General features: G+C 60.4%; 18 protein-coding genes. 13 read left to right on the top strand and 5 right to left on the bottom strand.

The window, feature by feature from the left end; translation table 11 throughout:
- Nucleotides 1-37 precede the first annotated feature (37 nt).
- Complete coding sequence (locus tag G5S37_RS14900) at nt 38-2,401, bottom strand: MMPL family transporter (protein ID WP_165205264.1); 2,364 nt, start codon at nt 2,399-2,401, stop codon at nt 38-40.
- 186 nt (nt 2,402-2,587) lie between these two features.
- Here G5S37_RS14900 and G5S37_RS14895 point away from each other — a divergent pair, with 186 nt between their 5' ends.
- The 4 genes from G5S37_RS14895 to G5S37_RS14880 all read left to right on the top strand — a co-directional run bounded on the left by G5S37_RS14895 (nt 2,588) and on the right by G5S37_RS14880 (nt 6,835).
- A complete protein-coding gene (locus G5S37_RS14895; RefSeq protein WP_165205262.1) occupies nt 2,588-3,550 on the top strand; it encodes a hypothetical protein in 963 nt (320 codons plus the stop codon).
- A 152-nt stretch (nt 3,551-3,702) separates the two neighbouring features.
- Nucleotides 3,703-4,374 carry a hypothetical protein gene (locus G5S37_RS14890; RefSeq protein ID WP_165205260.1) on the top strand — a complete coding sequence of 224 codons (672 nt, stop codon included), beginning with the start codon at nt 3,703-3,705 and terminating at the stop codon, nt 4,372-4,374.
- A gap of 14 nt (nt 4,375-4,388) precedes the next feature.
- Nucleotides 4,389-5,999 carry a hypothetical protein gene (locus G5S37_RS14885; protein ID WP_165205258.1) on the top strand — a complete coding sequence of 537 codons (1,611 nt, stop codon included), beginning with the start codon at nt 4,389-4,391 and terminating at the stop codon, nt 5,997-5,999.
- Nucleotides 5,996-6,835: a hypothetical protein gene (locus G5S37_RS14880; RefSeq protein WP_165205256.1), complete on the top strand. Its 840-nt coding sequence runs from the start codon at nt 5,996-5,998 to the stop codon at nt 6,833-6,835. Before G5S37_RS14885 ends, G5S37_RS14880 begins: the two co-directional genes overlap by 4 nt.
- Nucleotides 6,836-7,198: 363 nt before the next feature.
- On the opposite strand, the gene G5S37_RS14875 is transcribed toward G5S37_RS14880, so the two are convergent.
- Nucleotides 7,199-8,650: a nucleoside recognition domain-containing protein gene (locus G5S37_RS14875; protein ID WP_165205254.1), complete on the bottom strand. Its 1,452-nt coding sequence runs from the start codon at nt 8,648-8,650 to the stop codon at nt 7,199-7,201.
- A gap of 188 nt (nt 8,651-8,838) precedes the next feature.
- Here G5S37_RS14875 and G5S37_RS14870 point away from each other — a divergent pair, with 188 nt between their 5' ends.
- The 4 genes from G5S37_RS14870 to G5S37_RS14855 all read left to right on the top strand — a co-directional run bounded on the left by G5S37_RS14870 (nt 8,839) and on the right by G5S37_RS14855 (nt 11,898).
- The gene (locus tag G5S37_RS14870) at nt 8,839-9,828 is read left to right on the top strand and encodes a MerR family transcriptional regulator (RefSeq protein WP_165205252.1); all 990 of its coding nucleotides are present in this window, start codon (nt 8,839-8,841) and stop codon (nt 9,826-9,828) included.
- Between the two features lie 23 nt (nt 9,829-9,851).
- Nucleotides 9,852-10,100: a hypothetical protein gene (locus G5S37_RS14865; RefSeq protein WP_165205250.1), complete on the top strand. Its 249-nt coding sequence runs from the start codon at nt 9,852-9,854 to the stop codon at nt 10,098-10,100.
- A 381-nt stretch (nt 10,101-10,481) separates the two neighbouring features.
- Nucleotides 10,482-10,982, top strand: a complete 501-nt coding sequence (locus G5S37_RS14860; protein WP_165205248.1) for a low molecular weight protein-tyrosine-phosphatase — start codon at nt 10,482-10,484, stop codon at nt 10,980-10,982.
- A gap of 22 nt (nt 10,983-11,004) precedes the next feature.
- Complete coding sequence (locus G5S37_RS14855) at nt 11,005-11,898, top strand: fructosamine kinase family protein (RefSeq protein ID WP_165205246.1); 894 nt, start codon at nt 11,005-11,007, stop codon at nt 11,896-11,898.
- A 26-nt stretch (nt 11,899-11,924) separates the two neighbouring features.
- On the opposite strand, the gene G5S37_RS32340 is transcribed toward G5S37_RS14855, so the two are convergent.
- Nucleotides 11,925-16,961 (bottom strand): hypothetical protein, encoded by a 5,037-nt coding sequence (locus G5S37_RS32340; protein ID WP_206026460.1) that lies wholly within the window; start codon nt 16,959-16,961, stop codon nt 11,925-11,927.
- A 274-nt stretch (nt 16,962-17,235) separates the two neighbouring features.
- Here G5S37_RS32340 and G5S37_RS14845 point away from each other — a divergent pair, with 274 nt between their 5' ends.
- From G5S37_RS14845 to G5S37_RS14835, 3 genes are read left to right on the top strand one after another with little or no spacing between them, the layout of a single operon-like run.
- Nucleotides 17,236-18,078 carry a sugar phosphate isomerase/epimerase family protein gene (locus G5S37_RS14845; RefSeq protein WP_165205244.1) on the top strand — a complete coding sequence of 281 codons (843 nt, stop codon included), beginning with the start codon at nt 17,236-17,238 and terminating at the stop codon, nt 18,076-18,078.
- 55 nt (nt 18,079-18,133) lie between these two features.
- Complete coding sequence (locus G5S37_RS14840; RefSeq protein WP_165205242.1) at nt 18,134-19,387, top strand: AAA family ATPase; 1,254 nt, start codon at nt 18,134-18,136, stop codon at nt 19,385-19,387.
- A gap of 5 nt (nt 19,388-19,392) precedes the next feature.
- Nucleotides 19,393-20,079, top strand: coding sequence for a hypothetical protein (locus G5S37_RS14835; RefSeq protein ID WP_165205240.1), 687 nt, complete (start codon nt 19,393-19,395; stop codon nt 20,077-20,079).
- A gap of 188 nt (nt 20,080-20,267) precedes the next feature.
- Here G5S37_RS14835 and G5S37_RS14830 read toward each other — a convergent pair whose 3' ends face one another.
- Nucleotides 20,268-21,632, bottom strand: coding sequence for an SGNH/GDSL hydrolase family protein (locus G5S37_RS14830; RefSeq protein ID WP_165205238.1), 1,365 nt, complete (start codon nt 21,630-21,632; stop codon nt 20,268-20,270).
- 282 nt (nt 21,633-21,914) lie between these two features.
- Here G5S37_RS14830 and G5S37_RS14825 point away from each other — a divergent pair, with 282 nt between their 5' ends.
- Together G5S37_RS14825 and G5S37_RS14820 are read left to right on the top strand one after the other, a co-directional pair.
- The gene (locus tag G5S37_RS14825; RefSeq protein ID WP_165205236.1) at nt 21,915-22,619 is read left to right on the top strand and encodes an SGNH/GDSL hydrolase family protein; all 705 of its coding nucleotides are present in this window, start codon (nt 21,915-21,917) and stop codon (nt 22,617-22,619) included.
- A 60-nt stretch (nt 22,620-22,679) separates the two neighbouring features.
- Complete coding sequence (locus tag G5S37_RS14820) at nt 22,680-23,735, top strand: DUF6807 family protein (protein WP_165205234.1); 1,056 nt, start codon at nt 22,680-22,682, stop codon at nt 23,733-23,735.
- 322 nt (nt 23,736-24,057) lie between these two features.
- Here G5S37_RS14820 and G5S37_RS14815 read toward each other — a convergent pair whose 3' ends face one another.
- A complete protein-coding gene (locus G5S37_RS14815; RefSeq protein ID WP_165205232.1) occupies nt 24,058-26,106 on the bottom strand; it encodes a carbon starvation CstA family protein in 2,049 nt (682 codons plus the stop codon).
- Nucleotides 26,107-26,208: the final 102 nt, after the last annotated feature.

The raw sequence follows: 26,208 nt of genomic DNA, 5'->3' as shown, positions 1-26,208 counted from the left end.
CTGTCGTGCAGCTATACTATGCAAGCATGCAAAAAAGTCAATGCTTCGTGCGGGGCTCGCTTGGCTTGTCCCCGAAAATCCAGCACCGCCAGTGCGGCAGCAGCCACAGCACCAGCAGCAGAATCCACACCGTCCCCGCCGCACACGCGGTTCCCAGACTGGCCACGCCGCGGTTGTCCGCCACCACAAGGCTCATGAAGCCAATCACCGTCGTGGCTCCGCAGAAGAAGACGGCACGTCCGGTGGTGTTGCGGACGCGACGCACGTCATTCCCATCCCGCTTCATGGCGAGCAGCGTGTGAATGCCATAGTCAATGCCGGTGCCGAGCAGCAGGGGCAGCGCGGCGAGGCTGGCCAGGTTCCATGATTTACCCAGCAGCGACATGGTGGCCATGAGCGCCGCCACGCCCAGCGCGAGAATCAACACGGACAGCAGCAGGTCACGCCAGTTCCGATACGCGAGCGAGAGCATGATGAGCAGAATGGCGATGATGGGCAGCATCTCCCGTGTGATGTCCTGCTGAACTCGTTTCGACAGCGCCTGTCCCAGCGATTCCCATGCCGCAAGGTGCACACCCGGCTGCGAAGACAATCGTTCATTCAACTCCGCAAGCTTCACCGGGTCCGGACTTCCCGGCTGCCCGGCCATCTGCACAAAGCCGAGTGCCACCAGTTTGCCTTCACCAGTCCCTTCCCTGCCAATGAACCGGCGCAACAAATCCTGCGCCTCCGGTGCGGGTGCTGCAGCGGCACGAGCCGTTGGTTTTGCCTCCGCATCGGCCAACGATTTCCTCCACGCCGTCATCACCCCGCGAGACAGCACCAGCGTCTCCTCCGTGAAACCTTCCTTCAGCACGGCCTCTTCCAGCATCTGCTGATGCTTCACGAACCATCCCATCCCGGACTCGTTTGACCTCTGATATCCTTCATGCGGCAGAAACGCGGACGGCAGGGCGAATTCCTGAATCACCCCCTCCTGCCGCAGTTTCGCGAGTGACTTCTCCATCTCCGCCGCAGTATCCCGCGCCTTGGTCGCATCTTCGAAGGTCAACACCAGCGGCACCGTGGACACGCCTGCCTTGCCGAGGCGCTGCTGCACGAGATCCCAATTCTCCGCCGCCTTGCTGTGCATTGGCCGCAACACCGCAGCGCCACCTTCAAAAGATGGCAGTCCCTTCCCGAAAAGCACCGCCGCCACACCCACCACCATCACCACCGTGCCGATGAGCGCATAACGATGCGTCACCTTGCCAGCGCGTGTCGCATCACGATCGCCATCCAGCACGCGATGTCGCACGGCGACATGCGGCATGAAGGTCAGCATCACCAGTGCCCCAGTCACCACGTTCATGCCCACCAGCAGCCCCAGCTCCGCCAGTCCCGGCAGGCTGATGAAGAGCAGCGCGAAAAACACCGCCGAATTCGTCGCTGCACCCGCGAGGATGCCCGGCATGGCGAGACGCCTCACTCCTGGCGCGTCGAGATCCGGATGCGTCCGCGCCTCCTGCAGGATCAGCACGCCATAGTCCACCACAATCCCGAGCACGATGGAGGCAAAGCCCAGGCTCATGACCGTGAGCTTGCCCACCGTCCAACCCGCCAGCGAAAGGGAGAAGAGAATGCTCACCCCCATGAGCAGCAGAATCCAGAAGAGGGGCTTCCACCGGCGATGCATGAACCAGTACAGCGCCGCAATCAGCGCCGTGCCCAGCCCCAGCGTCCCGCTCAGGTCCCGCTCGATGCCGCCGCCGATTTCCGCCATGAACACGGGCTCACCGGTCGTTCGCACCACGACGTCGGAAAACTTGGCATCGGAACTGCGCCATGCCGCCACCACTTGGTCCACCTCCTTCAGCCATTTCTCCGCCTCCCGGTAGCCCGAAAGCTTTTCTTTGGGGGTGAGAAAGAGCATGCGGAAGGTCCCATCTGCCGAGCTGGCCCCCAGCCCCGCCTCCTGAAACGCCATCATCTGGCCCAGGTCCACGCCCTCCAGCAGGCCGAGCGGGTCATACTGCCAGCGCTGCACCGTGCCGGGATCCGGGGAGCTGGCCAGTTCCTCCAAAACGTGCTCCAGGTGCTTCGGCAGCGCCTCGGGCATCTCCAGGCGCTTCCGCACCGCTTCCAGCTTCAGCGGATTCCCATTTTGCAGCGCCCAGGCCAGCAGCGCCCCCCCGGTCTCCGAGTTTTCCATCGCGTCCCCCTCCTGGACGGCCCGGCAGAGGGCGGGTGCCTTCCTAAATTTCGCCGCCAGGGCAGCCGTGGCGGCCCTGGCCATTTCCGCTTCAGAAGCCTCGACGGAGAGCACCAGATCCCCCCCTCCGGCGAAGCCGTCCCGCAGTGTCCTGAGGGCTCCGACCTCCGGAAGATCCCCCGGCAGCGTGGAGAGGACATCCGGGTCCATGCGCAATCGCGAAAGTCCGGCAGTCACAAAAGCAACCGCAGCGACAACCACCACAAGTAGAATGAGCGGCGTGTGTTTCCCGGAAAAAGACATCTGCCTCAGAATAGACAGCCCCTCTCTCCCGTCCATCCCAGTACGCAAATGTTTGACATTCCCATTTCAAGCCGCCAAAACAACTTGATGCCCATGCCCGCCGCAGTCACCGACGAGCCGCAAATTCTAGTTCAATTTGGAGAGAAAGTTTCCCGGATTTCGGGCAACGAGGATGCTGGTGTGCTGCAATTGGGGGTTCCCTGGCTGGCGGGTAAAAAAGAGGAAATCGTAGCCCTGCCGAAGGGACGCCCGGGCAAGTCCGGCAACCTGATCACCCTGGAAAACGACACGCATCTGGTGGGCGCGGCTACCATTGACGTCTCCACCCGCATGGAGGAGCCGGTGCACCAGATCTACCGTGAGGTGCTGGAGGCCTGCGCTTCCCGGGGCATGCACCTCCACCGTGCGTGGAACTACGTTCCGCGCATCAATGAGGTGGACCACGGACTTGAACGCTACCGCCAGTTCAACATCGGCCGCTGGCTCGCTTTTGAGGAGTCCTTTGGCCGTGACCTCCGCTCCTTCATGCCGGCCGCCTCGGCCGTTGGCTCTGAGGGCAATCAATTTGCCGTCATGTTCGTGGCGGGGAAAACGCAGCCGCAGTACCTGGAGAATCCCTCCCAGGTGCCGGCCTACCACTACCCTGCGGACTACGGCCCGCGCCCCCCGAGCTTTGCCCGCGCGGTGCTGGTAAAATGTGCCCGGGAAACCGTGGGTTACCTGAGCGGCACGGCCAGCATTGAGGGCCACCGGAATGTGGGTGAGGGCGACTGGCACCTCCAGTTCCGCACCACCATGCACAACATCCAGATCATGTTTGAGCGCATGGGCGTGGCGCAAGCTCTCAAGCCCAAGTCCCGGAGCAGCCAGTCGAAGCTGGTGATGCGGGATTTCAAGGTGTACCTCAGGCACCCGGAGGCCCTGCCCCTGGTGCAGGAATGGCTGGCCGAGGAAACCGGCCTCACGGGGGACGACGTGATGTTCCTGAAGGCGGATATCTGCCGGGCGGAGCTGGACTTGGAGATGGAAGCGGTCGTGTCGCGACGTATTGGTTAATGGTGGCGAAGCGATTCGTCTTGCCGTAAACCTCTGCTTTTTCTAGCCTGTGATATAGAATTCCTGGCAAATCCTTGTCCCTCGCAATCGCTTCATCCAGTACCTCATCCCGATTTCGCGCCTGTGGCCGCTGGCTGGCCAAAGGATGGTGCATGCTTTTGCTCACCCTGCCCCCGGCGCTCTCCATCGGCGCGCAGGATGCCGCTCCTGACATGCGGGTGCTGAAGGCCCAACTTCGCCGGGACCTGCTCACTGCCGCTCTCCCCGAGCACAAGGCGCACCGGGAGGAACTTCTGGCTCTGGAGAAGAAATATGCGGCCGCGCAGGACTACTCCCATGCCATCAAGGCGCGTGATGAGCGGCTGCGCATCGAGCAGGAGATCGGCGTGATGGAAAGGGAGCTCAATACCCTGGCCCAGCGCAGTTCATCCGCGACAGCCACACGTCCCGGTGAGCGCATCGAGTTGAGTTTTACGGAAGCCTCCCTCGGCGCCGGGGTGCACGTGGATACCAAGGACAAGTCCCTCACCGGCTGGGATTCCGTGGGTGCTAGCGCCACCTGGAAACTGCCGAATCTTCCCTCGGGCGGTTATGAGGTGGTCCTGAATCATCAGGGCTGCGATGCCAACGCGATGCTCAAGGAGAGTTTTTACTCGCTGACATCTGGTCTCGTCAAAGAGTCCTCCGGAAAGGCCGTCGACCAAACATTGGGGACGCTTCGAGTGAAGGATGGCACCGGTACCCTCACGCTCACCGTAGGTCCGCCGGAGAAGTGCACGTCTCTGCGCGTTTACTCCGTGGCACTCATCCCCGTCGCACGCTGATTTCTTTTCCTCCCGTGAAACTTCGATTTCCAGCATCGACTCTTTCCGTGCTTTTGCTGGCTGGCACTTTGGTGGCACAGAACTCCCCCACTCCTGCCCCCGCGCCCACTTCGACCGAGCCAGCGGAGCTCCTGCAGAAGCGCCAGCAGTTCCTGGCGCGTGCCCTGGGAGGATCGCAGATCCTCTCCGAGCAGTTCGCCAAGGCCCTGACAGCCGTGGCTCGTGAAGCGGGTGCGAGTGGTGACTACGAGCTGGCTTTGAAAGCGGAGCGTCGTCGCGAGGGCCTCGCCGAACTGTACAGCAGTGCGCTGGATGGCTCCTCCATTTCCAATGTCATTGTCATGCGTCCCTCAGATGCGCGCGTGAGCGGCACGCTGAATCTGGATCGTGCCAGGGATGTCCTGACGGGATGGAAGACTGTGGGCAGCGTGGCGACGTGGGAAGTTTCGCGCATCACCCCCGGCAGCTACGATGTGCACATCACCTATGGCGTGGCTGACGTGGGAGATCCACCGAGCCGGGTCAATCCGTATCTGGCGCCTCCGGATCTCACCACGGGTGGTGATTTCGAATTCTACGAGGACTCCAGCCTCTCGGGAGCGGCAGCGAATCGCCGCACAGGCACGGTGGCCAGCACGGGTGGATGGACCGACTTCTCCACCCTGACGCTCCCCGCCCTGCAACTGACCCGGGCCAATTCCCGGTTCGCGCTCAAGATCACGAAGGCCAAGGGCGAAGGCGGCGTCATGCACCTGAAGGAGATCCGCCTCACTCCGGCAAAGCCCGCTACCGCCGCCACCGACGCACCCGGCCTGGATGAGAATGGCCAGCCCCTTCCCCAGGTGGATGAATTGACCAAGCTCAAGCAGGCGCACCTCGAACGCCTGCGGCAGAAGCTCATGCCCATTTCCGTGGACTACACCGGCAAGCTGACCTCACTCTCCACGACGCTCAGTGGAAACCAGGATGCCGTGGAGGATCTTCAGAACGAAGTCCGCCGCGTGGAACGCCTCGGCGACAACCCGCGCTCCCTACTCCAACTCCGCGAACGCAACCGCCCTGCGGCCACCTCGACCGCCACGCTTGCCGATGGCATGCATGAGATGCAGAATGCCCTTTACGTCACCGCACCGGAAAACACCGGCGACAGATTCACGGTGGCATGCAATGGAGAAACGTTCCCCGTGCGCCTGCTCTGGGTGACCTGCCCCGGGCCAGCTTCGCAGACCAAGGGGCCGCCCCCACTCTCCGCGACCGAGTACTTTGGCATCAGCGAGGAGGACGCCATCGCCGTCGGCACCATGGCACGGGATTTCACGGCCGAGTATCTCAAGGACAAACCCCTGAGGCTCGTCACTCGTGGGCTGAAGGACGCCGAGGGCGCCCTGCTTGCCTCGGTGCAACCGGAAGGCTTGGGTGACTTTGCCGGCGCGCTGGTCGACAACGGCCTTGCCATGATCCAAAAGCCCACCGGGAGCCCGCGCGCCCAGAAGTTGCATCAGGAGGCGGCCATCACCGTCCTGCAGAACCGGGAAGCGGCTGCGAGGAAGCGCCACATCCCTCCGGGCGCATGGTCCCGCGTCATGGAAACCACCAATCCCACCAGCGCCACTCCGGGGACATGAGAACACCCTTCTCCAACGTGCCTTGCTGGCTGGGTTGCTGCTGCTGCTTGATGCTCTCGCTTACTGGCATCATCTCGGCACAGGTGCCCATTCCCCAGGTTCCGGTGCTGGAGACCTTCGTGCCGCCTGAAGCGCGGCTGGAGATGATGGAGAAGACGTACGCCACCAATCTCCGTCCGATCCACAGCCCGGTGATGCAGGATTACCTGCGTGAGCTCGATCTGCTGAAGAGCAAGATGACAGCCAGTGGACGTGCCGCCGACGCCGTGGCGGTGGAGGCGGAGATTGCGCGCATCCGGCAGGCCATGACCACCACGGGTGTCTTTCCCTACGAGAAGGCTGATGATGCGTCTTCTTCTGCGGACCCGGCCAAGGGTTCCGGTGCTGCACCAGATGCTGCCAAGCCAGCTCCTGACAGCTCTTCGCGTGCCGTGCTCACCCTGCAAGCGGCCAAGGCCAACGGCGGCATGGCAACCACTGGTGGAGCCAATGCAGCACCATTGGGTGCACTTGACTGGACCGTGGAAAAACTCGTCGCCGGCACCTATGATGTCGCCGCGGTGTATGCCTGCCCTGCGCTCGATACTCCTGAACTCATCAACGTAAGTATTGCTGGGAACGCACGCGTCTTCACCCTTCCCGCGGATCGCGCCACCGGCTCTGACAAGGACTTCCGTATCTTTCGCCTCGGCACCATCACCATCGAGAAGGATGTAGCTGCTGGAACGATGCACCTCCAGTCACAGTCGCCCTCCCCGCGTCTCTTCATTCGCAGCGTGATTCTCTCACGCCCCAAGGCGGCGGCACCTGCGCAGCCAGCGGCGGCGGGGTCGTAGAATAAGAGACACAGAGAATGGGGATGTGCGTGACAGATCCGGATGCCGTGACGCGCAGCGTCCTTGGACTGCGCGCAGCCCTGCTGCCGCTTTCCAGAGTCCGCAGCCTGCTGCGGCGATGATGACAGGTGCTCGTAAGTTGATGCGTCCAGATCAGCTTGGCGACTTCGTCGCGGTGAAGCGTGCAGCAGGCCGCACTTGTGGAAAGCGGCAGCAGGGCTGCACGCAGTCCAAGGCCTTCGGCACCATTTCGGTATCGTTAGCTTGGCGTTCACGCGCCTTGCGGGATGGACTCTTCAAAACGGCATTAAGCTGGGCACAGTCAAAGACCTCCGGCTAGCTCCACCGGCAGCACCTCAATACTCACACACGTGCAAACAGCAGCCATCCCAGCGTGATCGCGGCGGTCATGCCCACGATATCCGCACAGAGTCCTGCCGCGAGCGCATGCCGGGTGCGCCGGATGCTCACGCTGCCGAAGTACACGGCGAGCACATAAAAGGTGGTTTCCGTGGAACCAAACAAAATGGCCGCCGTGTACCGCATGTGATCGGTGGATGCGGGGTTGAAGATGATCTCATTGAGAAATCCGGAAGAACCCGAGCCGCTCAGAGGGCGCATGACCGCGAGGGGAAACAAATCTACTGGCATGCCAATGAGCGAGAGCACAGGTCGCAGAGCATACTCCAATAGCATCAGCGCTCCTGAATCCCGGAAGCACACGATCGCGACGAACATGACAAGCAAGAACGGCATGATCCGGAGCACCACGCCGAAGCCCTCCTTTGCTCCTTCCGCCATTTCTTCGAACACCGGAATGCCCCGGGCAAGTGCCCAGAGCACCACTGCAATGAGGATGAACGGGATGGTCAGGGTGGAGAGCTTGAGCAATTGCTTCCGCCACACCGGCTCTTCCTTCTGCGCCTGATCTGCCGCCTTGGCAGGAGCCTGATCCTTGAGTTCCTTCTGGCGAGCGGCCGCGGCCTTCGCAACAGTATCTGCTTCTGTAAGCAGTGTCTGCAGCCCCGTAAATTTCAGCACTGCATCACGCTTCTCAGGCATGAACTCCAGGACGGCCCCAAAGACGAATGCCGCCGCCGCGGTGTACACCAGTATGGACCTCAACAGCGTCATCTTGTACGGCTTCGGGAGACTCTCCTCTGTCTTGGGTTTTTCCGCTTCCGCACCTGAAGGGGCAGCCGATGAAACCGCCACATCGTCGGGAACCGGGCGAAACATGGGGAGGCGTTGGAAAAACAGGGCTGCCAGGATGCCGGCTGTCGTGGAGCATATCGTCGCGAGAATGGTCGGCAGGATGATGGACTGGGGATTTTGCACGCCACCCGCGTTGAGATAGTTGAGCGAGGTCATCGGCAGCAGAGTGAAGCCCGCAGTGTTCAGGGCCAGAAACATGCACATGGCGTTGCTGGCGCTCTGCTTGTTGGGGTTTAGCTCCTGCAGGTGCGTCATGGCCTTCAGACCCATCGGTGTCGCGGCATTGCCCAGGCCGAGCATGTTCGCCGCGATGTTCATCGTGATGGCGCCCATGGCGGGATGATCCTTGGGGATTTCGGGAAAAATCAGGCGCAGGAGCGGCGAGAGCACCTTCGCCACGACATTCATCAACCCGCCCTTCTCCATCACCCGCATGATGCCCAGCCAGAGCATGATGGTGCCAGCAAGCGGCAGGGCAATCACCATGACCACCTTGATGCAGATGTCGAACACACCCGTGACCATGGCCTCCAACCTTCCAAAAAGCGCCGCGGCGATGATTCCGGTGACGATGAGGAATGACCAGACGTAATTCAACATGGACCCGTGCTTTAACAGGATGCCAGCACTTGGCAAGTGCGGTATGCCTGCTCCCATGTAGATTGCATCAAGGTTGGTACAGGCTTGCTTTTTTCGCCCCGATCCTTTGAATTGTCCCCTTCCTGCCAACCGTTCCGTCACCTTCGCACGTAATCTGACCATCCCATTGTAGACCCCCGCAATTTTTCATGTCCGCCCCCTCTCGTGAACTGCGCCATCCCATCAAGGTCGTGTGCCACCGCACCGGTCTTACAGCGCACGTGATTCGCGTCTGGGAGAGGCGCTATGGACTGGTCTGCTGCCAGCGTACCGACTCCAACCGCCGCCTTTATTCGGATGAGGAAATCGAGCGCCTCCGTCTCCTGAAACAGCTCACCGGCTGCGGTCATCGTATCAGCCAGATCGCCTGCCTCTGCCTTGAGGAATTGTACAGCCTGCACAAGAAGGAACTGCCCGAGCGAGGCGAGGCACCGGCGCCAGTTCCGGACCTCACGCACTCCACGCCTGACCAGTGTCAGGCGAGGTGCATGGAAGCAGTGAAGAAGCTCGATTGCCTCACGCTGACCCGTCTTCTGGAGGAAGCCTGTCTCCGCTATGGAGCGCGTACGACGCTCCTGCGCATTGTTTCGCCGCTGGTCTATGAAGTGGGAGAAGCCTGGCGCAAAGGAGAGCTTCGTGTGTCCCACGAGCATCTCGCCACGAATGTGGTGCGTGATTTCCTCGCCATCGGAGCAAGATGCTACCAGCCGCCCCCGGATGCTCCGGAACTCGTGGTGACGACACCCAGCGGCCAGTGCCATGAGGTGGGCGCTCTCCTCGCCTCGGCCGTGGCTCGCGATTTGGGGTGGCGGGCAACTTACCTCGGACCCTCGCTTGCAGCGGAAGAAATCGCCGCCTGCGTGCAAACCCGCCGTGCGCGTGCCGTGGCGCTCAGTCTCGTGTACCCCTCGGATGATCCGAACGTGCCAGCGGAAATCACGAAGCTGCGCCAGCTCCTGCCGCCTTCGGTCGCGCTCCTCATGGGAGGCCGCGCCGCCTTTGGCTATCATCGTGCGGTTCGCATTCCAGATGTGCGTCTTGTGGACTGCCTCGCCTCCCTTGAAGGCGCACTGGAAGAGCTGGTCGGTAAGGTGGAGATGGCCACGGATCCCTTTACTGGATTGCTGGTGAAGAATTAGTCGGTGCCCGGGAATCGGATCCTATGCTGACATCCCATGCGGTATCCGAGAACGGTGACATTGTTGTCGCCATGGACGCCCAGTGGGCCTTTCATGTATTCGGTGATCCGCAAAGCTACGAAGGATTCATTGGAGACTGGACTGCTCGCAGCATCGCTGACGTCGCCCTGCGGCACATGAATGAAGAAAAGCTGCTCGCATGGGGAACACCCCAGGGACGTTTTTCATTCCGTCTTCATCAGGGCAAGAAGTTGCAAAAAACGTTTCATTAGCAGTTCGAGGGATGTGTTCAGACAAGCGGTACTCTTTGCCTGGCTTCTTTCCAAAGCCTGACCATGTGTGCGCAATTTGAAGAGTACAAGCTGCCGGAGCCCCAGGATTTCTGCCTGCAAGTAGACCCTGGAAGATACCACGTGACGGTCCAACAGCTATTTCGTTGGAGTGGACGCGGACAGTTCCCGCGTGATGAGGTGTCCGATGAGATTGGCGGGGACCCGAGCTATCATATCGTCATCAGACCAGCCCGGCGCGTGCCTCCCTTAGTAGTCAAACGCCGCATCCCTCTGGCATCATGGATGTACGCAAAGGTCGAAGAGTGACGACTGAAGGACCTTCAGTTGCACCCATGCGACAGGCTGCGCATAGGTCTGAACATGCCCCCTTCGCCCTCCCCCACCCGCATCCTTTTCGTCTGCATGGGAAACATCTGCCGCTCACCTGCGGCCGAGGGGGTGATGCAGCACATGATCGATGCCGCAGGCTTGGGTAAAGATGTGCAGGTGGACTCCGCGGGCACCATCGGCATGCATGCCGGCAACCCAGCGGACGCGCGCATGCGCAAGGCGGCATCGCAGCGAGGCTACACGCTCACTCACGCGGCCCGGCAGTTGCGTCCCTCGGATCTGGATGCTTTTGACCTGGTACTCGTGATGGATGAGTTCAACCTCGCCGATGCCAACCAGCTCGTGGGCGGTGTGCCCCGCAAGGCACGCGTGCATCTCTTCTGTGAGTACTGCACGGAACACGATCACACCGAGGTGCCGGATCCCTACTACGGAGGCGCGGAAGGATTCGAGGAGGTGCTGGATCTCATGGAGGACGGATGCACCGAGCTGGTGCGCCGCCTTCAGAATGGCACACTTCTGGCGCGCTGATCGCTCAACGTTCTCTTTATTCATGGACGCCGCGTTGCTCCACGCCATCGGCAAGGAGATCGAACATGCCACGGGCAAATCCCTTGGTGCATGCCAGGCCCGGCCTGTAGGAGGTGGCTGCATTCATGAGGCGTATGTGCTGGTCGCGCTCACGCCTTACTTCGTGAAGGTGAACTCCGTGGCTCGTACCGGGCTGTTCGATGCCGAGATGGATGCCCTGAAGGCCATCAACGCTGCCGGAGTCATTCGCGTGCCACGCCCCCTTGTCACCGGCTGGCACGGGGATCGGAGCTTCCTGGTGCTCGAATACGTCGCCATGGGGCGAAGCGGTGCTTCCTCATGGGAGAGCTTCGGCGCCCGGCTTGCCTCCCTGCATCGCCATGTCTCACCGGATGGTTCTTACGGCTGGCATTGCGCGAACTACATCGGTGCCACGCCGCAGCCGAATGCCGCCAGCCATGACTGGATCACCTTCTGGCGCGAGCAGCGGCTGGGATTTCAGCTCAAGCTCGCCGCGGAACAGGGCGTGCGTTTTGCAGGCGCGGATCGTTTGCTGGAGCAGTTGCCGCTCTTCTTTGAAGGCTACACGCCGGAGGCTTCGCTGCTGCATGGCGATCTCTGGGGTGGCAATGCTTCCTTTACCGATGACGATGACAGCACGCCCACGCCCATCATCTACGATCCCGCCAGCTACTACGGCGACCGGGAATGTGACCTCGCCTTCACTGAACTCTTCGGCGCGTTCCCTGCGGCCTTCTACGAAGCCTACGATGATGCCTGGCCACGCCATGCAAACTGGCCCCTGCGACGTGACTTGTACAACCTCTACCACGTGCTCAACCACCACCACCTCTTCGGTGGAAGCTATCGCTCACAGGCACAGGAGATGATTCACGCGCTGAACCGGCTGGTGTGAGCGCGGTCCAGTCTCCGCGCTTCACCTCACCTGCCCTGCCACAGATATCCCGCGCTGTTGCCTTCGCCGTACACGTGGATTTCGCCGGAGGCCTTTGCCGCGGCTATTGTTTCATCCATCGATACCGGACGTGAAAGGCGCTTCTCCAGTTCCGTGGCGAGCATGGGATAACTGACAAGCCGGCGGGCCTTCACGAGATCGCGCATCACTTTTGCAAGGCTCGGTGGACTCGCCACTTCGGACAGGACGGAGGCGGGAATGAGAGGCTCGGCCACAGGCGATTCTTCTCGGGCAAAGATGGCCACCCGGCGGTCACCCTCAGGAGCATCACGCTCCTGCTGGTATTCGCGCAGGCAACTTGCCAGCCATACCATGGCCTCATGCGAGGGTGATTGGGACAGAGGTCCTTCATCTTCCTCAAGGTGAGATACACCATGATGTCCGTTGGCATGGGACTTCCCGTTCGAGTGTCCGTTGCCATTGCCATTCCCGTTGCCATTCGTCCTGAGCTTCGCGGGGGTGTCTGGTGCCTTGGGACGAAGCAACTCCGCGAGGCGTGTCATGCCTTCATCAGCGAACGCCCACGGCTGGGAAGGATGCTGGCGCGTCGAGGCAGGTGTGGCCACAAACGGTGGCTGCGCCAGACGTGCCGACATCATTGCAATGCGTGGTGCAGCCACGGGCGCGAGCTGCGCTTCAGGAGAAAGAGCCGGAGCAGCAGCAATGGTCGCAGCCGTTGCGGCAGGCGATGTTACTGCTGCCGGTGCAGTCTCCAGCGATGGAGCCTCCGGTTGCTTCTTGGCCGGTATTTCTGTCTTTGATGTCGCTGGTTGCTCAACCGTTTCCGTTGGCTTGGCCACAGGCTCTGCGGCATTTGCTTCACCAACGATGCTTGTGTCCTGAGCGCTGTTCTTGCTCTCGGAGCTCTGGCTTTCGGTTGCGCTGACTTTGTCTTCGACTGAGGCGTCTTTCGCGGGCGACGCCTCAGTCCGTGATTTTTTTGGCGGTGCTTCGGCGGGTCGGACCGCAGCCTCCGGTGAATCGTCGTCATCACTGACAGGGATCACAGCGACAGGCTCAGTGCGCTTCGATGCAGGCGCGGGCGCACCTGCTGAAGGTCCGGCTCCGGGCCGTCCGGGTATTCTTGGGCCTGGAGGAGCACCGGGTGGAACGGCGCCTGCGCCAGCACCCGCGAGCCTTGCTGCGGTGGCGGCAGGCATGGGGCGGCGAGGCGCGGTGGCAGGAGCGGGAGCTACCTCTTGAGCCGCTTCCTTCTTGGAGAACATTTTTCCGATGCGACCGAAGAAACCGGGCTTCTCCTCTGCAGCGGGTGCTGCTGAAGGTGCGGACGACGAGCCGGGTGCAGGCCGTGGGCCAGGGCCAGGCTGCGCAGGCATGGGGCCACGCGCTACCGGAGCGCCGGGAGATGTGGGTTTCGGTCCAGGGGTTGCTGCACCGGCGGGAGCGGGAGCACCTGGGCGTCCGGGGGAGCCGGGCTTGGGAGCACCACTTGCAGGTGTTGCGGCGGCATTGCCCTGCCGGGACATCGGAGTGGGCGCAGCTTTGCCACTGGGTGCCACTGGTTTGGCCGCGACCGCAGGAGGCGGAACGGAGGGTCTGGAGGGTGCACCCGCGCTCGGAGACGAAGCGCCTTTGGCAGTCGGTTGCGGAGTTTCCCCACCCGGACGCGAAGGCACCGCAGAAGCTGGAGCCGACGCTGGCGCTGCAGCTTCGGGGGACGGGATGATTCCAGACGTCGCTGCCTTCGGTGCGGCTGCCGCCGATGAAGAGGCAGCGGGACTTCCCGTGGCGAACGCCTTCTGGCCGGGCTTCGGTTCTTCAGCCGATTGAGAAGTCTGCGGCCCCTGCGGAGGCGCTGGCTTCGGAGGCGTCGTGGGTCCGGTGGGAGGAGGTACCGCGAATCCAACCGACGGAGGCGGGAGGAACGAGGCAAAGGACTGCACAGGATCTGGCTCTGGTGCCGGAGGGGCAACTGGTGCCGGAGCGGGCACGGGAGCTGGGAGTGGTGCGGGCGCAGGAGCTGCAGCAACGGGCACGTACACCGGTGCAGGAACCGGAGCCTGGAGTGGTGCAGGCGCAGGAGTTGCAGCAACAGGCGCGTACACCGGTGCAGGAACCGGAGCCGGGAGTGGTGCGGGCGCAGGCGCTGCAGCGATAGGAGCGTACACCGGTGCAGGAACCGGAGCCGGGAGTGGTGCGGGCGCAGGCGCTGCAGCAGCGGGAGCGTACACCGGTGCAGGAACGGGAGCCGGGAGCGGTGCAGGTGCAGGCGTTACAGCAACAGGAGCGTACACCGGTGCAGGAAGAGGCGCCGGAAGTGGTGCAAACGCGGGCGCTGCGGCAGCGGGTGCCGATGGGTATTGCGCTGGAGCGGGATATGGCGCGGGCACCACGGGTGCCGGTGCCGGCGCTGCGGGAGACGGCGGTCTTGGTACCGCATCCGGACGTGCGACGGGTGCGCCGAGGGTATCGGTCACCGAGGCGATGACGATTTTGCCCGTTTCGGGGCGGGGTGGCCGGGGCGCGGCGTACGCTGGTGGCGTAGGTGCGGGCGCGGGAGGCGGTGCCGGAGGTGGTGCGATAAACGCCGGTGCCGGAGGCGCTGATGCCGCGTAGGCGGGCGCTTGAAGAGGTGCAGGGGCTGGTGTCGGTGCAGGCTCAGAAACCACCGAGGGCGGCGGGGGTGCAGGCGCCGAAACGACGGCCGGGGACGGGGCAGGTGCAGTTGCCAGCGGAGGGAGTGGCTGCGGTGCCACAGGCGCGGCTGGCTTCAGACCGGAAGGCAGGGGGTATTGCATCGGTGCCGCAGCGGGAACCGGGCTCTGCAACACGCCATCGACACGCGTCGTGACTTTAATCGCCGTCTTGTGACTCGGTGCGGTTTCCTCAGAGGGCTTCAGGCCACCCACTGCGGAACCTGATAAAGGAGCAGACCCCGGTGTGCCTACACTTCCCGCCAAGGTACCCGCACCTGGAGTGGTGGCGAACGACGGTGGGACATACGCGGGCGCAGCGGCAGGAGCCGGTGCGGGATAGGCTGCGGGCAGCTCGGCCCGAGGAACCCCGGGTGCCTGAATCACGCTTCGCGGCAGGATCACCGTGGGTGCCTCCTGCGGAGCCACAGGTGCTACAAAGCTGGAAGCCTGCTCCGGAGGCAGCGTGGAAATAACCGGCTCACCAAGCAGCGCGCTGTACAAGGGCGCCAGGCGATCAAAGACGAAGGCAAGCACCTGCTCCGCAGTATATTCAATGTCTCCCTGGCACGCCTGGAGGTACAGTTCCCAGCCGGCGTAGACCTTGGAGAGCTCTCCCTGATTAAGCACGTGAACCCGGAATGCTTCGTTCCCGGAAGCCTTGTTGGACTGGACGTGCGCCGCTTGATTGTCATGCGGCACGGCCCCCTGCCCTTCGATGCGCAATGCAACGACGGTCGAACTCGGACTCTCCGCGCGAAGCGCCCGGCCCTTTCTGAAGATGGCCTGCCACACCAGCGTGTGGGAGCTCGGCTCCAGTACGATGTAGCGGTGAGCTCCAGCCTTGCTCTTCCACTCGCCGATGTACGAGGCGACCTCCGTGCGGGAGGAGGTGGCTGAGAAGTCTGCACCCGCCTTCGCTGGCACATTCAATAGAGCCCAGCGCAGAGCATCTGCACGGAAGTCCTTGGATTCTCTCGGATCGTTTTCGATCTGGTTGCGCTCCTGGGCATAGAGCTCGGCCAGCATCAGCCTGGGCCGTGGCGGCTGGGCCAGCGCGGCAGGCACGATGGCTTCGTACCTTTGCTCGCAGCGGCGAAGGAAATCACGCGGCGAAAGGAGACCACCGGCAAACTGTGCTGCCATCCAGTCGGGGGCCAGCACGTACTCCAGCAGTTCCACGGGCAGGCGGGTCTGCCGCAGACGATTGATGGCAAGTTCCCTGCCCTGCATCATGGAGAGCCCGGTAAGCTCCATGGACGGAAGGATGCGATCACGGTCCGCCACCTCGATCGAGGGCGAAAGCTGGGTGTTCCAGATCTCCTGATTCGCCGTAACCACGGTGAACTGCGCTCCTTCACACTGCACGAGGTCGGAAAGCATGCCGCCAAACGCGCGAGCCATCCCTGGCACACGGCCAAACACTTCAGTCTGGTCAAAGCAGATGACGAAGGGACGGAAGAGTCGGCCAAGCGTGAGCAGGTCCAGCACGCGGCTGCGAGCCATCGAGTTGCGGGCTGCAATGCCACCCTCGGAGTCCACCCCATCGGTCGACTGGAGACCCAGCGGCTTCGTTACAAGTTCAATCATGGGGGTGCGCGCCCGCATCCACTCCAGGCACTGGTCGCGCAGGGCGGTAGCGCCTCGATTGGAAACAAAACGGCGCAGGACCCGCAGCCACGCTTGTGGACGGGTGGTGCTGCCAAGGTGATTGCCCGTAGCCTGATTCAGCGACCGGAGCACGCGTTGCTCGCGGGTGTCGGACTCTTCATACCGCTGCAGCATGTCGCTGGCCCACAGTCCCCAGTTGCTCTGGGGGTCGCCGAGGTCCCACTTCACGAAGGTGCGGTTGCGCAGACGATCTTTTACAAACTCCGGATCGCCGTACTCGAACTCGCCGACGTCCAGCAGCGAGATCAGCACGGAGGCAAAGACCCCGTGGGCAAAGGCATCCATCTGCGAAGGCGCGTACAGGCCGCGGTCCTTCGGCAGTTCCTCCTCATCTTCACCGGTGAACTCAGGAGCCAGCATCTCCTGGATCATGGTATGCAACAGCGAAACCCAGTGGGTCTCCGGATCATTGAAGGGCCGCACATAAATGTGCGTGGCCCGACGGCCCAGCTCCCGGTAGAGGCGACCGGTGAGGTGGGACTTGCCGTAGCCGCCGCTGGGTGAGGTCACCAGCTGGATGCGACCACCGCGGCGGGGAGGCAATTCCATCCCCGTAAATCCCGCGACCAATCGTTGGAGAGCCTGATCGTTCAGCCCCTGCACCGAGGGCTCTGCCCGGCGGGGGGAAGTCACAATCTGATCGGAGAAAGGATTCAGCGGCACGACTACAGAACTCATGGCAAAAGTGACGGTTTTTTTGGAAAGGGGACTCAAGTTTAATAAAGATCGCGGGCCGACACACGAACAAATTTGCCTTTGTTAAGGGAAATTGCACGACGTGCAACTTGTTGCTGCCGTTGCAGAGACACAAGGTGCGAAGGCTTCAAAAAATGCATACGTCCGACTTTGCCATCCGGTGCCACAACTTCCCGCTGGACTTTGGCGGGGGGCTCCGCCAGCATCGCGCTCTTCTCTTTCGCATAACCTCAACCCAAACACAAGACACGATACCATGGCAAAAATCGAATTCGGGTCCCAGGTGTACACCTGGTTCATGCAGGGCACCGGCTCCGCCTACGACAACAAGCTAGACCACATGATCAAGGTGGCCGCCGAGTCCGGTTTCACCAGCATCGAGCCCATGGTCCTGGAGCCCTTCCCCACCTACTGGCTGGGCGATTTCAAGGATCCTGCCAAGCTCAAGGACACCCTGGCCAAGCACAACATGAAGCTCGCGGGCCTTGCCCTGGTTTGCGGCTGGAACGGTGAAAAGGAAAACGACGCCGAGCGCGCCGCTGCCGACTACGCCATCGCCACCCTGAAGCATTTCCCCGGCGCCAAGCTGGGTACCGTGCCCCTCCCCAGCAACCGCAAGAACCTGCAGGAGCGCCGCATGAACCTGGCGAAAAACGTGAACGCCGTCAGCCGCCGCGCCGTGGATGCCGGTCTGGTGTGCTCCTTCCACCCGAACAGCCCCCCCTCCTCCGTGGTCCGCACCCAGGACGACTATGATGTAGTGCTCAACAGCATCGACCCCACCGTCACCGGCTGGACTCCGGACGTGGGCCACATCATTCGTGGCGGCATGGATGTCATCGAGACCATGACCAAGTGGGGCCATCTCGTGAACCACATCCATTATAAGGACTTCTCCGGGAACGGTCCTGAGCCGTGGGCCCAGATGGGTACCGGCAAGCTCGACTTCCACAAGATCACCGAGTGGCTCACCCTCCGCAATTACGAAGGCTGGATCGTCTGCGAAGATGAGTGCCACGACGCCATCGGCGACCCGGACGGCGTGACTCGCCAGAACGGCGAGTGGTGCAAGGAGAACCTCCTGCCGCTGGTGGGCTGATGGATATCAACTGGATTACACTCCTAAGCGTACAGTTGGCATCTAAGTTCGCTCCATGATCTCTTCTATTTCAGTCAGAAATTTCAAGTCGGTAAAGGATGTCACCCTTGGCTTAGGAAGGGTGAACGTCCTCATTGGAGCGAACGGCTGCGGCAAAAGTAATATTCTTGAAGCGATCTTAATGCTCGGGGCAGGGATTGCTAAAAAGGCCGACCGCGTCAATTTGGTTGCACGAGGAATGCGGGAGACAGAGCCATTCAAGTATTTATCGATGTTTCCGTTGGAAACCGATGATTCATCTGACGTGATCGCCGAAATTACGGCCACGATTTCGGAAAGTAAAACCGATTTCGGGGTTCGAGTTATTCCCAATCCAAAGGGCAACGAACTCATCGTAACCGAACATTGGCCACTATTTGACAGTGTCGAACCAAGCGGATTCTTATCACAACTCGCCCCCCAGATCGAGGATTCTTTAGCTCAAATAGACGATGAGAATGTGAAAAAAAATGTAAGGCGCGTGCTTCCCAAGCTTCTCACTTCGTTTGCGCTTTCCGAATTTGTTACAGGTCATCAAGGAACAGAGAGCCAGATGCGTACCGGCTTGGAAAAGCTGGCAAAGCTCAAGGCGAAATTTTCCGAGCAACTGTCGGATTTCATGATTTATGCCCCCGACTATGCAACCCTTAGGGTCTTTGAAGAGGAGGGACAAGTTCTCCCAATGGGTCCTCGTGGGCAAGGCCTGTTCGGGCTGTTTCAAAAAATTCTTCGCGAGCGAAAGGACGAGTTTAAGAAAAGTTTGTTAGATTTTCTGAATGTTCTCGATTGGGTTCAAGACGTCAAAATTCCTGAAGACTTAGGGCACGGGGAGCGCACACTGTCTTTTCAGGATAAGTATATGTATGACAGTGTCTGGATTGATCAGAGGACAAGCAATGAAGGCCTTTTGTTCCTACTCTTTTATTTCCTACTTTTTACGAGCTTCAACACGCCGAAATTCTTTGCCATCGATAACGTGGACGCTTCTTTCAATCCCAAATTGGCGACAGAACTTATGCGGCAACTGGTCGAACTTGCCGCAAAGCACGATAAGCAGGTCATAATTACAACACACAATCCTGCTCTGTTGGATGGACTCAATCTTCATGATGAGAACCAGCGGCTGTACGCCATTTCCCGGGGCGAATCGGGAGCCACCGAAATTGAAAGAGTGCGCCCGCCGAAGGCAGTTCAAGGCAAGAGTCTCCCACCAAAATTGTCTGAGGCATTTTTGAATGGTCTCTTGGGAGGGCTTCCGAAAAATTTTTAATCGGCATGAGAATTGGGTTGGTTGCGGAAGGCAAAACGGACCATCCGGTCCTGGAAAACATTTTAAAAGGGTTCTTTCGAGACAAGACGAATGAACTTACGGTTACGTATAGACGCCCACTAACGGACCAGAGTAGCGCAAACTATGAAGCGGAAAAATGGGGAGGATGGAACCAAATTTTCGCCTACCTCCGCGATGGAGTCTTTGAAGGGGATCTTGCCTATCTAGACTATATTGTAATTCACGTCGACAGTGACAGATGCGAGGATGCAGGGTTTGACGTGGCCAGACGAGAAAATGGCGTTGAACTCGACGTGCCAACCCTTATTAGGCGCATCATACGCAGACTGCGTAAAGAGACCTCTTGCGAGCTGCTTTGTGAGTATGGAAAGAAACTAATCTTTGCTATACCAGTAGACGAAATTGAATGTTGGCTACTCCCTCTGTGGGAAAGCGCAAAAGGCAAACAACGCGTTAGAACAAAGTGTGCGGCTAAAGTGCGGCAAGCACAGAGACTGAAGAATGAAAAATTGTGGATAGACAAAGACAGCAAAGCTTTTAGCAACCACGTAGACCGCTACAAGCATGCCTCTAAGGAGTTTCGCACCCCGGCGAGGCTCAGTTTTGCTGCTACAGAGCAGGTAAGCCTCCAATACTTTCTGGACCAGCTTTCGACGCTTGAGTTGAGTTGACGTGCGCACGCTTGGGATTGCTTACGGACATTCGGTCCGCATTAAAGCTGTGAGCTTGTTTGTTGTATTAGACCTCGCTGTTTCTGAAAAATTTTGGGTTGCTAGTGCTCTGTCTGCCTGTTTGTGTTGCTACCCAAGTGCAAGTGTGGAGCAGACCGATAGACGGCTATCTCCGGTCTAGGGTCGCTCTACATCCCACCTCTGGGAGCGTCGCCTTCCACGATGACCACCTTCTGGATGTAGAATGGCACGTCGGTGGTGGGTGGTTTTGCGAAGGAGCGGAAGATGCCCACAAAGGCCAGGCTGGCATCGGCTGGGACGGGGCATCCCGCCATGACGATCCATTTCCAATTGTCACGCGCAAACTGGGCAGAGCCAGTGACGCGGTCGCTGGAGTTCGTGGTGAACTTCACCTGGATATCTTGCTCAGCCTCACTTGGGACGTAACAGAGAACGGCAAAGCTGACGGTCTTTCCCTTCACCTTGGCCAGGGCCGCGCCGGTGATGCTGATTTGCAGACCATCATTCTGTTTGGTGCCAGTGAGCGCCAACGCATAGGGCGCATTGCGGAACGTGTGCTCCGTATCTTTGCGTGCGGAAGCACCATTGATGAGTCTCCAGTTCTTGGGCAGCTCGCCTGTCCAGTCAGCAAGGTCGCCATTGGCTACCAGAGGTTCCGCAGCTTGATTTGACCAGCAGACCGTGGATACCTCCGCTTGCGGCGTGGTGGATTCCCACGCCGCGACGAGCCGTTGGTAGATCAAGGCATAGCCACGCTCGCTGGGATGCACATTGTCCTGGTACAGGTCGGCGCTTTTCTTTTGCTCGATGAAGGGAGTGTGGCCATCAATGAGCGTCAGGGCGGGCATGGCCTCTGCCGTGGAAAGCCACCAATCACGCACCCGGTCATAGCCATCATTGTCCCGCCAGGGGTTTTGAATGATGGCGGCCTGCGGAGTCTTGGGAAATTCCATGCCCACGCGGCCCAGTGGTGCAAGGAAACCGCCGCGTCCGTACGGATAGTCTTTGGGTGATAAGGCCGCTTGATGATTGTGACCGTGATTCCAGAGGATGAGATCCGGCGCCTCCTTGTTCAGCGGCGCAATCACATTCGCCCACCGGGAGCCATCAATCATGGCTTGAGCTACGGAGCCAGGCAGCACGGCATTGAGAATGGTGAACGTGGCTTTGGACGTGCCCTCCGCGATGACGATGGGCACACCATAATTGCGCGGACCCGTCGGCGCCTTCGTCTCCCACTCCGCCCAATAGGATTCCGTGACACGATGGGACGGAAACTGGGTGGCCAGCCAGCGGATGAAACGCCGCGTGCCGGAGACATCCTTGTAGCCGGTGCTGTCGGAAATGATGAGCAGCGTGGCTGACTTCCCCTCCCCGAGCTTTTTCTTGAGCGGTGAGAGCGCATTCACCGCCGGGAGCGCCGGAGCATCCTTGCTCTGGAGAGTCTGTCCCATCGCCCCTGCTGCCGAGCAGCCGGCTGCCAGTTGAACAAGGAAGGTGCGGCGGGGAATGGAAGTGTTGTGACCGGGCATGGTGGAAAAATGGACGAAAGCGTGTCTCGCATGAGAGTGGGCTAACGCAAGGGCGGCAAGGACAAAACGTTCGTGCCGAGGGATAGCGAACGCACGCATCTTAACGTAGCTCGCGAGTCCCTTCGCGAGGCTTTTCCGGTTGGCTGGCTCCTGATGACTCGCGAAGGGACTCGCGAGCTACGTTGCGCAAGGCGCATATATAAATTCCCATCCGGCCGCAATGAAGGGGCGGCGGAATACGTTGAACAAAGCCTCCTGCAATCCGCCTGCGCTACTTCCCTCATGAGATTTTTCTGTGCCATCCTGCCGCTCCTCTTCCTCGCAACTTCAGCGTCTGCCCAGGTGCAAAACGCGAAGGAGTCGGACAAGCGCCTGCCTCCGGGCAAAGGTGGCTGGGGGGTACGCGAGGCAGAGGTGAAGGATGCCTCTCTGCCCCGCGTCCTGTGCATCGGTGACTCCATCCTTGGAGGCTATCTGGAGACCTTGCGCAAGGATCTGGACGGGAAGGCGAATGTGGATGCGTGGGTGACGCCTGTATCCCAGGCTTCGGGTGAACTACCCAAGGCCATCTCGGAAATCCTTGCGACGCACAAGTATGATGTGATTCACTTCAACCTTGGTCTGCACGGCTGGCAGAAGGGGCGCATCCCGGAGGGCAAGTTCGAGCCACTGACCCAGAAGATGGTGGACAACCTCCGTGCGGGCGCACCTCAGGCAAAGCTCATCTGGGCCAGCACCACACCCGTGACCGTGAAGGGCAAACCAGAGGAGTTGGATCCGGTGATCAATGCGACCATCCTCGAGCACAACCGCATGGCGGCAAATGTGATGAAGGCCAGCAAGGTGCCCATCAATGATCTGTATTCACTGATGTCTCCAAAGCTTTCCCTGGCTTCCGGGGACCAGTTCCATTGGAAGACAGATGCCCGCGTGATGCAGGGCCATGCGGTGGCTGCTGCGATTGAGCAGCACTTGCCCAAGAAATAAACCGTGCTCTTCTCCCCTTCCCGTCTCTTCCTTCTTCGCAAACGTTCCCCCCTTGTCCTCATGAAACTGAAGCACCTTTCCTATCTCCTCTTCCTCGCCTTCGCTGCGACCGCACCTGCGGCTGACTCTGCACTGAAGGAAACCGCTGGCCAGCATCTCGATGTGGTACGTGATGGCAAGACCATCGCCCGCTACATGACGGCGCACGACAAGTCCACGCCCGAGAAAGCACATGAAACCTACAAGCCCTACCTGCACATCTTCGACGCGGCGGGCAGTGGCCCCATCACCAAGGGCGCGGGTGGAGACTTCACCCATCATCGTGGCATCTATCTTGGCTGGAACAAAATCACCGTGGATGGCAAGACCTACGACCGCTGGCACATGAAGGGCGGCGACCAGGTGCATGAGAAGTTCCTCGAAGAGAAAGCCGATGGCGACACGCTTTCCATCACTTCCCTCGTGAAGTGGGACGGAGAAGCCGGTGCCCCGCCCATTCTCCAGGATGAGCGCACCTTCTCCTTTCCTCCCGCGACTGCACCCTTCTACAACGTGGTGGACGTGACCCACAAGGTGAAGGCCCTCGTGGGTGACACCATTCTCAGTGGTGACCCCGAGCATGCCGGCCTGCACTATCGTCCCGCGCAGGAAGTGGATCGCACGAAGACGATGTACATCTACCCGGTCGAAAACGCGAACGCGCACAAGGATCTCGATTACCCCTGGTTCGGCGAAAGCTATTCTGTGGGCGGCAAGACTTACAATGTGGTGTACCTCAATCACCCGGACAACCCGAAGAAGGCGCGTATCTCGGCCTATCGTGATTACGGTCGCTTCGGTGCGTTCTTCGACACTGCGGTGAAGAAGGATGAAGTGCTCACACTGAAGGTGCGTTTCCTGATTGGCGAAGGCGAACTGCCTTCCGCAGACGTGATTCAGAAAGCGTGGAACGAATACACCGGCAAGAACGAGCCCACACCGAAGAGCACCCTGAAGCCCGCCGAAGGAGCCACAAAGACACCTGGTGGCAACAAGCCGAAGCCGCAGCCGAAGGCGGATGCGAAGGCTCCGAAGCCCGAGGGCAAGGACACGAAACCTACAGCAGAGAAGAAGTAGGCGTCAGGACTTTCACGAGACTCTTTTACCTGACTTCGAACGCGCGTTCTTGCCTTTGGTGGCGGGACGCGCGTTTTTTTGGTTCAGGTGCCGAAGGCCTTGGACTGCGTGCAGCCCTGCTGCCGCTTTCCCTCAGTGCAGCCTGCTGCACGTTACACCGCGACGAAGTCGCCAAGTTCTTCTCTCGGGCACATCACGTTACAAACGAGTGCTGCCATCGCCACAGCAGGCTGTGGACTCTAGAAAGCGGCAGCAGGCTGCCGCAGTCCAAGGCCTTCGGCACAAGTGACCTTCAGTAGTGAGCTTCAGACGAACCGAAATACTACACCCGCTCCAAGTCCGGCAGCGCCACATAAGGATCTTCCTTCAGCACCACCTTCTTCTTGCCGCTCAGCAGGCGCACCCACTCGAAGAGGCAGCCGAAGAAGATGACGGCGACGGCCAGAAGGAAGAAGCCGGTGACGAAGACGTTCACCTGGAAATTGAACTCTTGCGCAGCCCACACTTTCATCTGCGTCTCGGTGCCTCCCTTGGCAATATTTGCCGCTGCGTCCTTCGCCCCCGCGATGAAGCCCATCTTGGGATCCTTGTCGAAGATCTTGATATAGCCTGCGGAGAAGGTCGCGGACATGAGGAACAGAAGCGGCAGCACGGTCACGGCCATGAAGCGCGCCTTGCCCATCTTGATGAGCACCGTGGTACCAAGGCAAAGGCCGATTACGGCAAGGAGCTGATTGGCGATGCCGAAGATGGGCCAGAGGGTATTGATACCGCCGAGTGGATCCACCACGCCCATATACAAGAAATAGCCCCACGCGGCCACGAGCAGCCCGGAGGCGAAGACGTTCGCCGGCCAGCTTCGTGTGTTGCCCAGCGGTTTCCAGATGCCGCCCATGAAGTCCTGGAGAATGAAACGCCCCACTCGTGTGCCTGCATCGATGGTCGTCAGGATGAAGAGCGCCTCGAACATGATGGCGAAGTGGTACCAGAAGGCCATCAGCCCGTCGCCGAAGGCGCGCGCGAACATGTGCGCCATGCCCACGGCAAAGGTTGGCGCGCCACCTGCACGGCCGAACATGGTCTTCTCGCCAATCTCCTTGGCGAGCGTGTTCATGCCGTCCACCGTCACGGGAAAGCCTGCTGCCGTGATGGTTTCCACCACCTTGTCAGGAGGAAGTGTCTTGTTCATGCCGGCGTTGATGGCGAAATACTCACCGGGCATCAGTGCGCAAGCGGCGATCAGAGCCATGAGAGCCACGAGCATCTCGGTAATCATCGCGCCGTAGGCGATGCTGCGGATGTTGTCTTCACGGTCCAGCAGCTTGGGTGTGGTACCAGAGGAAATCAGCGCGTGGAATCCTGAGATAGCGCCACACGCAATGGTAATGAAGACGAAGGGGAAGACAGTGCCTGCGAACACGAGGCCGGTTCCGTCAACGAACTTGGTCAGCTTCGGCATGTGCAACTGGGGCGCCACGAAGATGATAGCGATGGCGAGCACGGCCACCGTGCCGATTTTCATGAAGGTGCTCAGGTAATCTCGCGGAGCGAGCAATAGCCACACCGGAAGCACCGACGCGGCGAAGCCGTAAATCATGATGGACCAGGCGTGCCATTCACCAGGATGGTCGAAATAGTGGGCGATGCCCCATTCGGGCAGTTTGCTGCCGGCCCACACGCTGACGAGCAGTCCGACGATGCCGAAGATGGTGACGCTCCGCACGCTTGCTTTGAACATGGTGTGCGCCATGCCCATGATCAGCGCGAGCGGGATGGTCATGGCTATCGTGAAGAGGCTCCAGGAGCTCTCTGCCAGCGCCTTCACCACCACCAGGCCCAGCACAGCCAGCAGGATGGTCATGATGCCGAGCACGGAGATCATGGCCACGATGCCCACCACGGGATTGATTTCCTCCTTCAACATCTGGCCGAGTGACTTCCCGCCGCGGCGGATGGAGGCAAACATCACAATCGCGTCATGCACCCCGCCGCCCAAGGTGGCACCGATGAGAAGCCAGAGCATGCCGGGGAGGTAGCCGAACTGGGCGGCGAGCACTGGACCCACGAGCGGTCCGGGACCGGCGATGGCAGCGAAATGGTGACCGAAGACGACCCACTTGTTCGTGGGCACATAGTCCTTGCCGTCCTTCTTGGTATAGGCAGGCGTGGCGCGCTGCGCATCCAGGACCAGTACCTTGGTCACCAGCCACTTCGAGTAGAAGCGGTACGCCACGGCGAAGGTGCACAGACCCGCGACCACCAGCCAGAGGGCATTGATGGTCTCACCCTGATGCAGGGCAGAGTACGCCACCGATCCCGCGCCAAGCGCAGAGATGCCAAACCAGAGGAGAATGCGGAGAAATTTCGACATGAGGAATCAAAGGCTAACGGTGCGGGGTGCCACTTTCAAGCGGCAAAGACATGTAGGTACCTCTGAGGGTTCCTTGGACACAGGATTCTCACGAAATGTGCT

Origin of the sequence: Roseimicrobium sp. ORNL1, assembly GCF_011044495.1 — a bacterium.
Lineage (GTDB): Bacteria > Verrucomicrobiota > Verrucomicrobiia > Verrucomicrobiales > Verrucomicrobiaceae > Roseimicrobium.
Note: the sequence above shows the minus strand (reverse complement) of the source record. Positions and strands in the feature narration are given on the sequence as shown.

Excerpts from the sequence above, each read along its gene's own strand:
- G5S37_RS14835 (WP_165205240.1), top strand. The coding sequence starts at position 19,393 with ATGAGAATTGGGTTGGTTGCGGAAGGCAAAACGGACCATCCGGTCCTG.
- G5S37_RS14870 (WP_165205252.1), top strand. The coding sequence starts at position 8,839 with ATGTCCGCCCCCTCTCGTGAACTGCGCCATCCCATCAAGGTCGTGTGC.
- G5S37_RS14880 (WP_165205256.1), top strand. The coding sequence starts at position 5,996 with ATGAGAACACCCTTCTCCAACGTGCCTTGCTGGCTGGGTTGCTGCTGC.
- G5S37_RS14815 (WP_165205232.1), bottom strand. The coding sequence starts at position 26,106 with ATGTCGAAATTTCTCCGCATTCTCCTCTGGTTTGGCATCTCTGCGCTT.
- G5S37_RS14895 (WP_165205262.1), top strand. The coding sequence starts at position 2,588 with ATGCCCGCCGCAGTCACCGACGAGCCGCAAATTCTAGTTCAATTTGGA.
- G5S37_RS14865 (WP_165205250.1), top strand. The coding sequence starts at position 9,852 with ATGCTGACATCCCATGCGGTATCCGAGAACGGTGACATTGTTGTCGCC.
- G5S37_RS14855 (WP_165205246.1), top strand. The coding sequence starts at position 11,005 with ATGGACGCCGCGTTGCTCCACGCCATCGGCAAGGAGATCGAACATGCC.
- G5S37_RS14830 (WP_165205238.1), bottom strand. The coding sequence starts at position 21,632 with ATGCCCGGTCACAACACTTCCATTCCCCGCCGCACCTTCCTTGTTCAA.
- G5S37_RS32340 (WP_206026460.1), bottom strand. The coding sequence starts at position 16,961 with ATGAGTTCTGTAGTCGTGCCGCTGAATCCTTTCTCCGATCAGATTGTG.
- G5S37_RS14860 (WP_165205248.1), top strand. The coding sequence starts at position 10,482 with ATGCCCCCTTCGCCCTCCCCCACCCGCATCCTTTTCGTCTGCATGGGA.
- G5S37_RS14825 (WP_165205236.1), top strand. The coding sequence starts at position 21,915 with ATGAGATTTTTCTGTGCCATCCTGCCGCTCCTCTTCCTCGCAACTTCA.
- G5S37_RS14875 (WP_165205254.1), bottom strand. The coding sequence starts at position 8,650 with ATGTTGAATTACGTCTGGTCATTCCTCATCGTCACCGGAATCATCGCC.
- G5S37_RS14845 (WP_165205244.1), top strand. The coding sequence starts at position 17,236 with ATGGCAAAAATCGAATTCGGGTCCCAGGTGTACACCTGGTTCATGCAG.
- G5S37_RS14890 (WP_165205260.1), top strand. The coding sequence starts at position 3,703 with ATGCTTTTGCTCACCCTGCCCCCGGCGCTCTCCATCGGCGCGCAGGAT.
- G5S37_RS14840 (WP_165205242.1), top strand. The coding sequence starts at position 18,134 with ATGATCTCTTCTATTTCAGTCAGAAATTTCAAGTCGGTAAAGGATGTC.
- G5S37_RS14820 (WP_165205234.1), top strand. The coding sequence starts at position 22,680 with ATGAAACTGAAGCACCTTTCCTATCTCCTCTTCCTCGCCTTCGCTGCG.
- G5S37_RS14900 (WP_165205264.1), bottom strand. The coding sequence starts at position 2,401 with ATGGACCCGGATGTCCTCTCCACGCTGCCGGGGGATCTTCCGGAGGTC.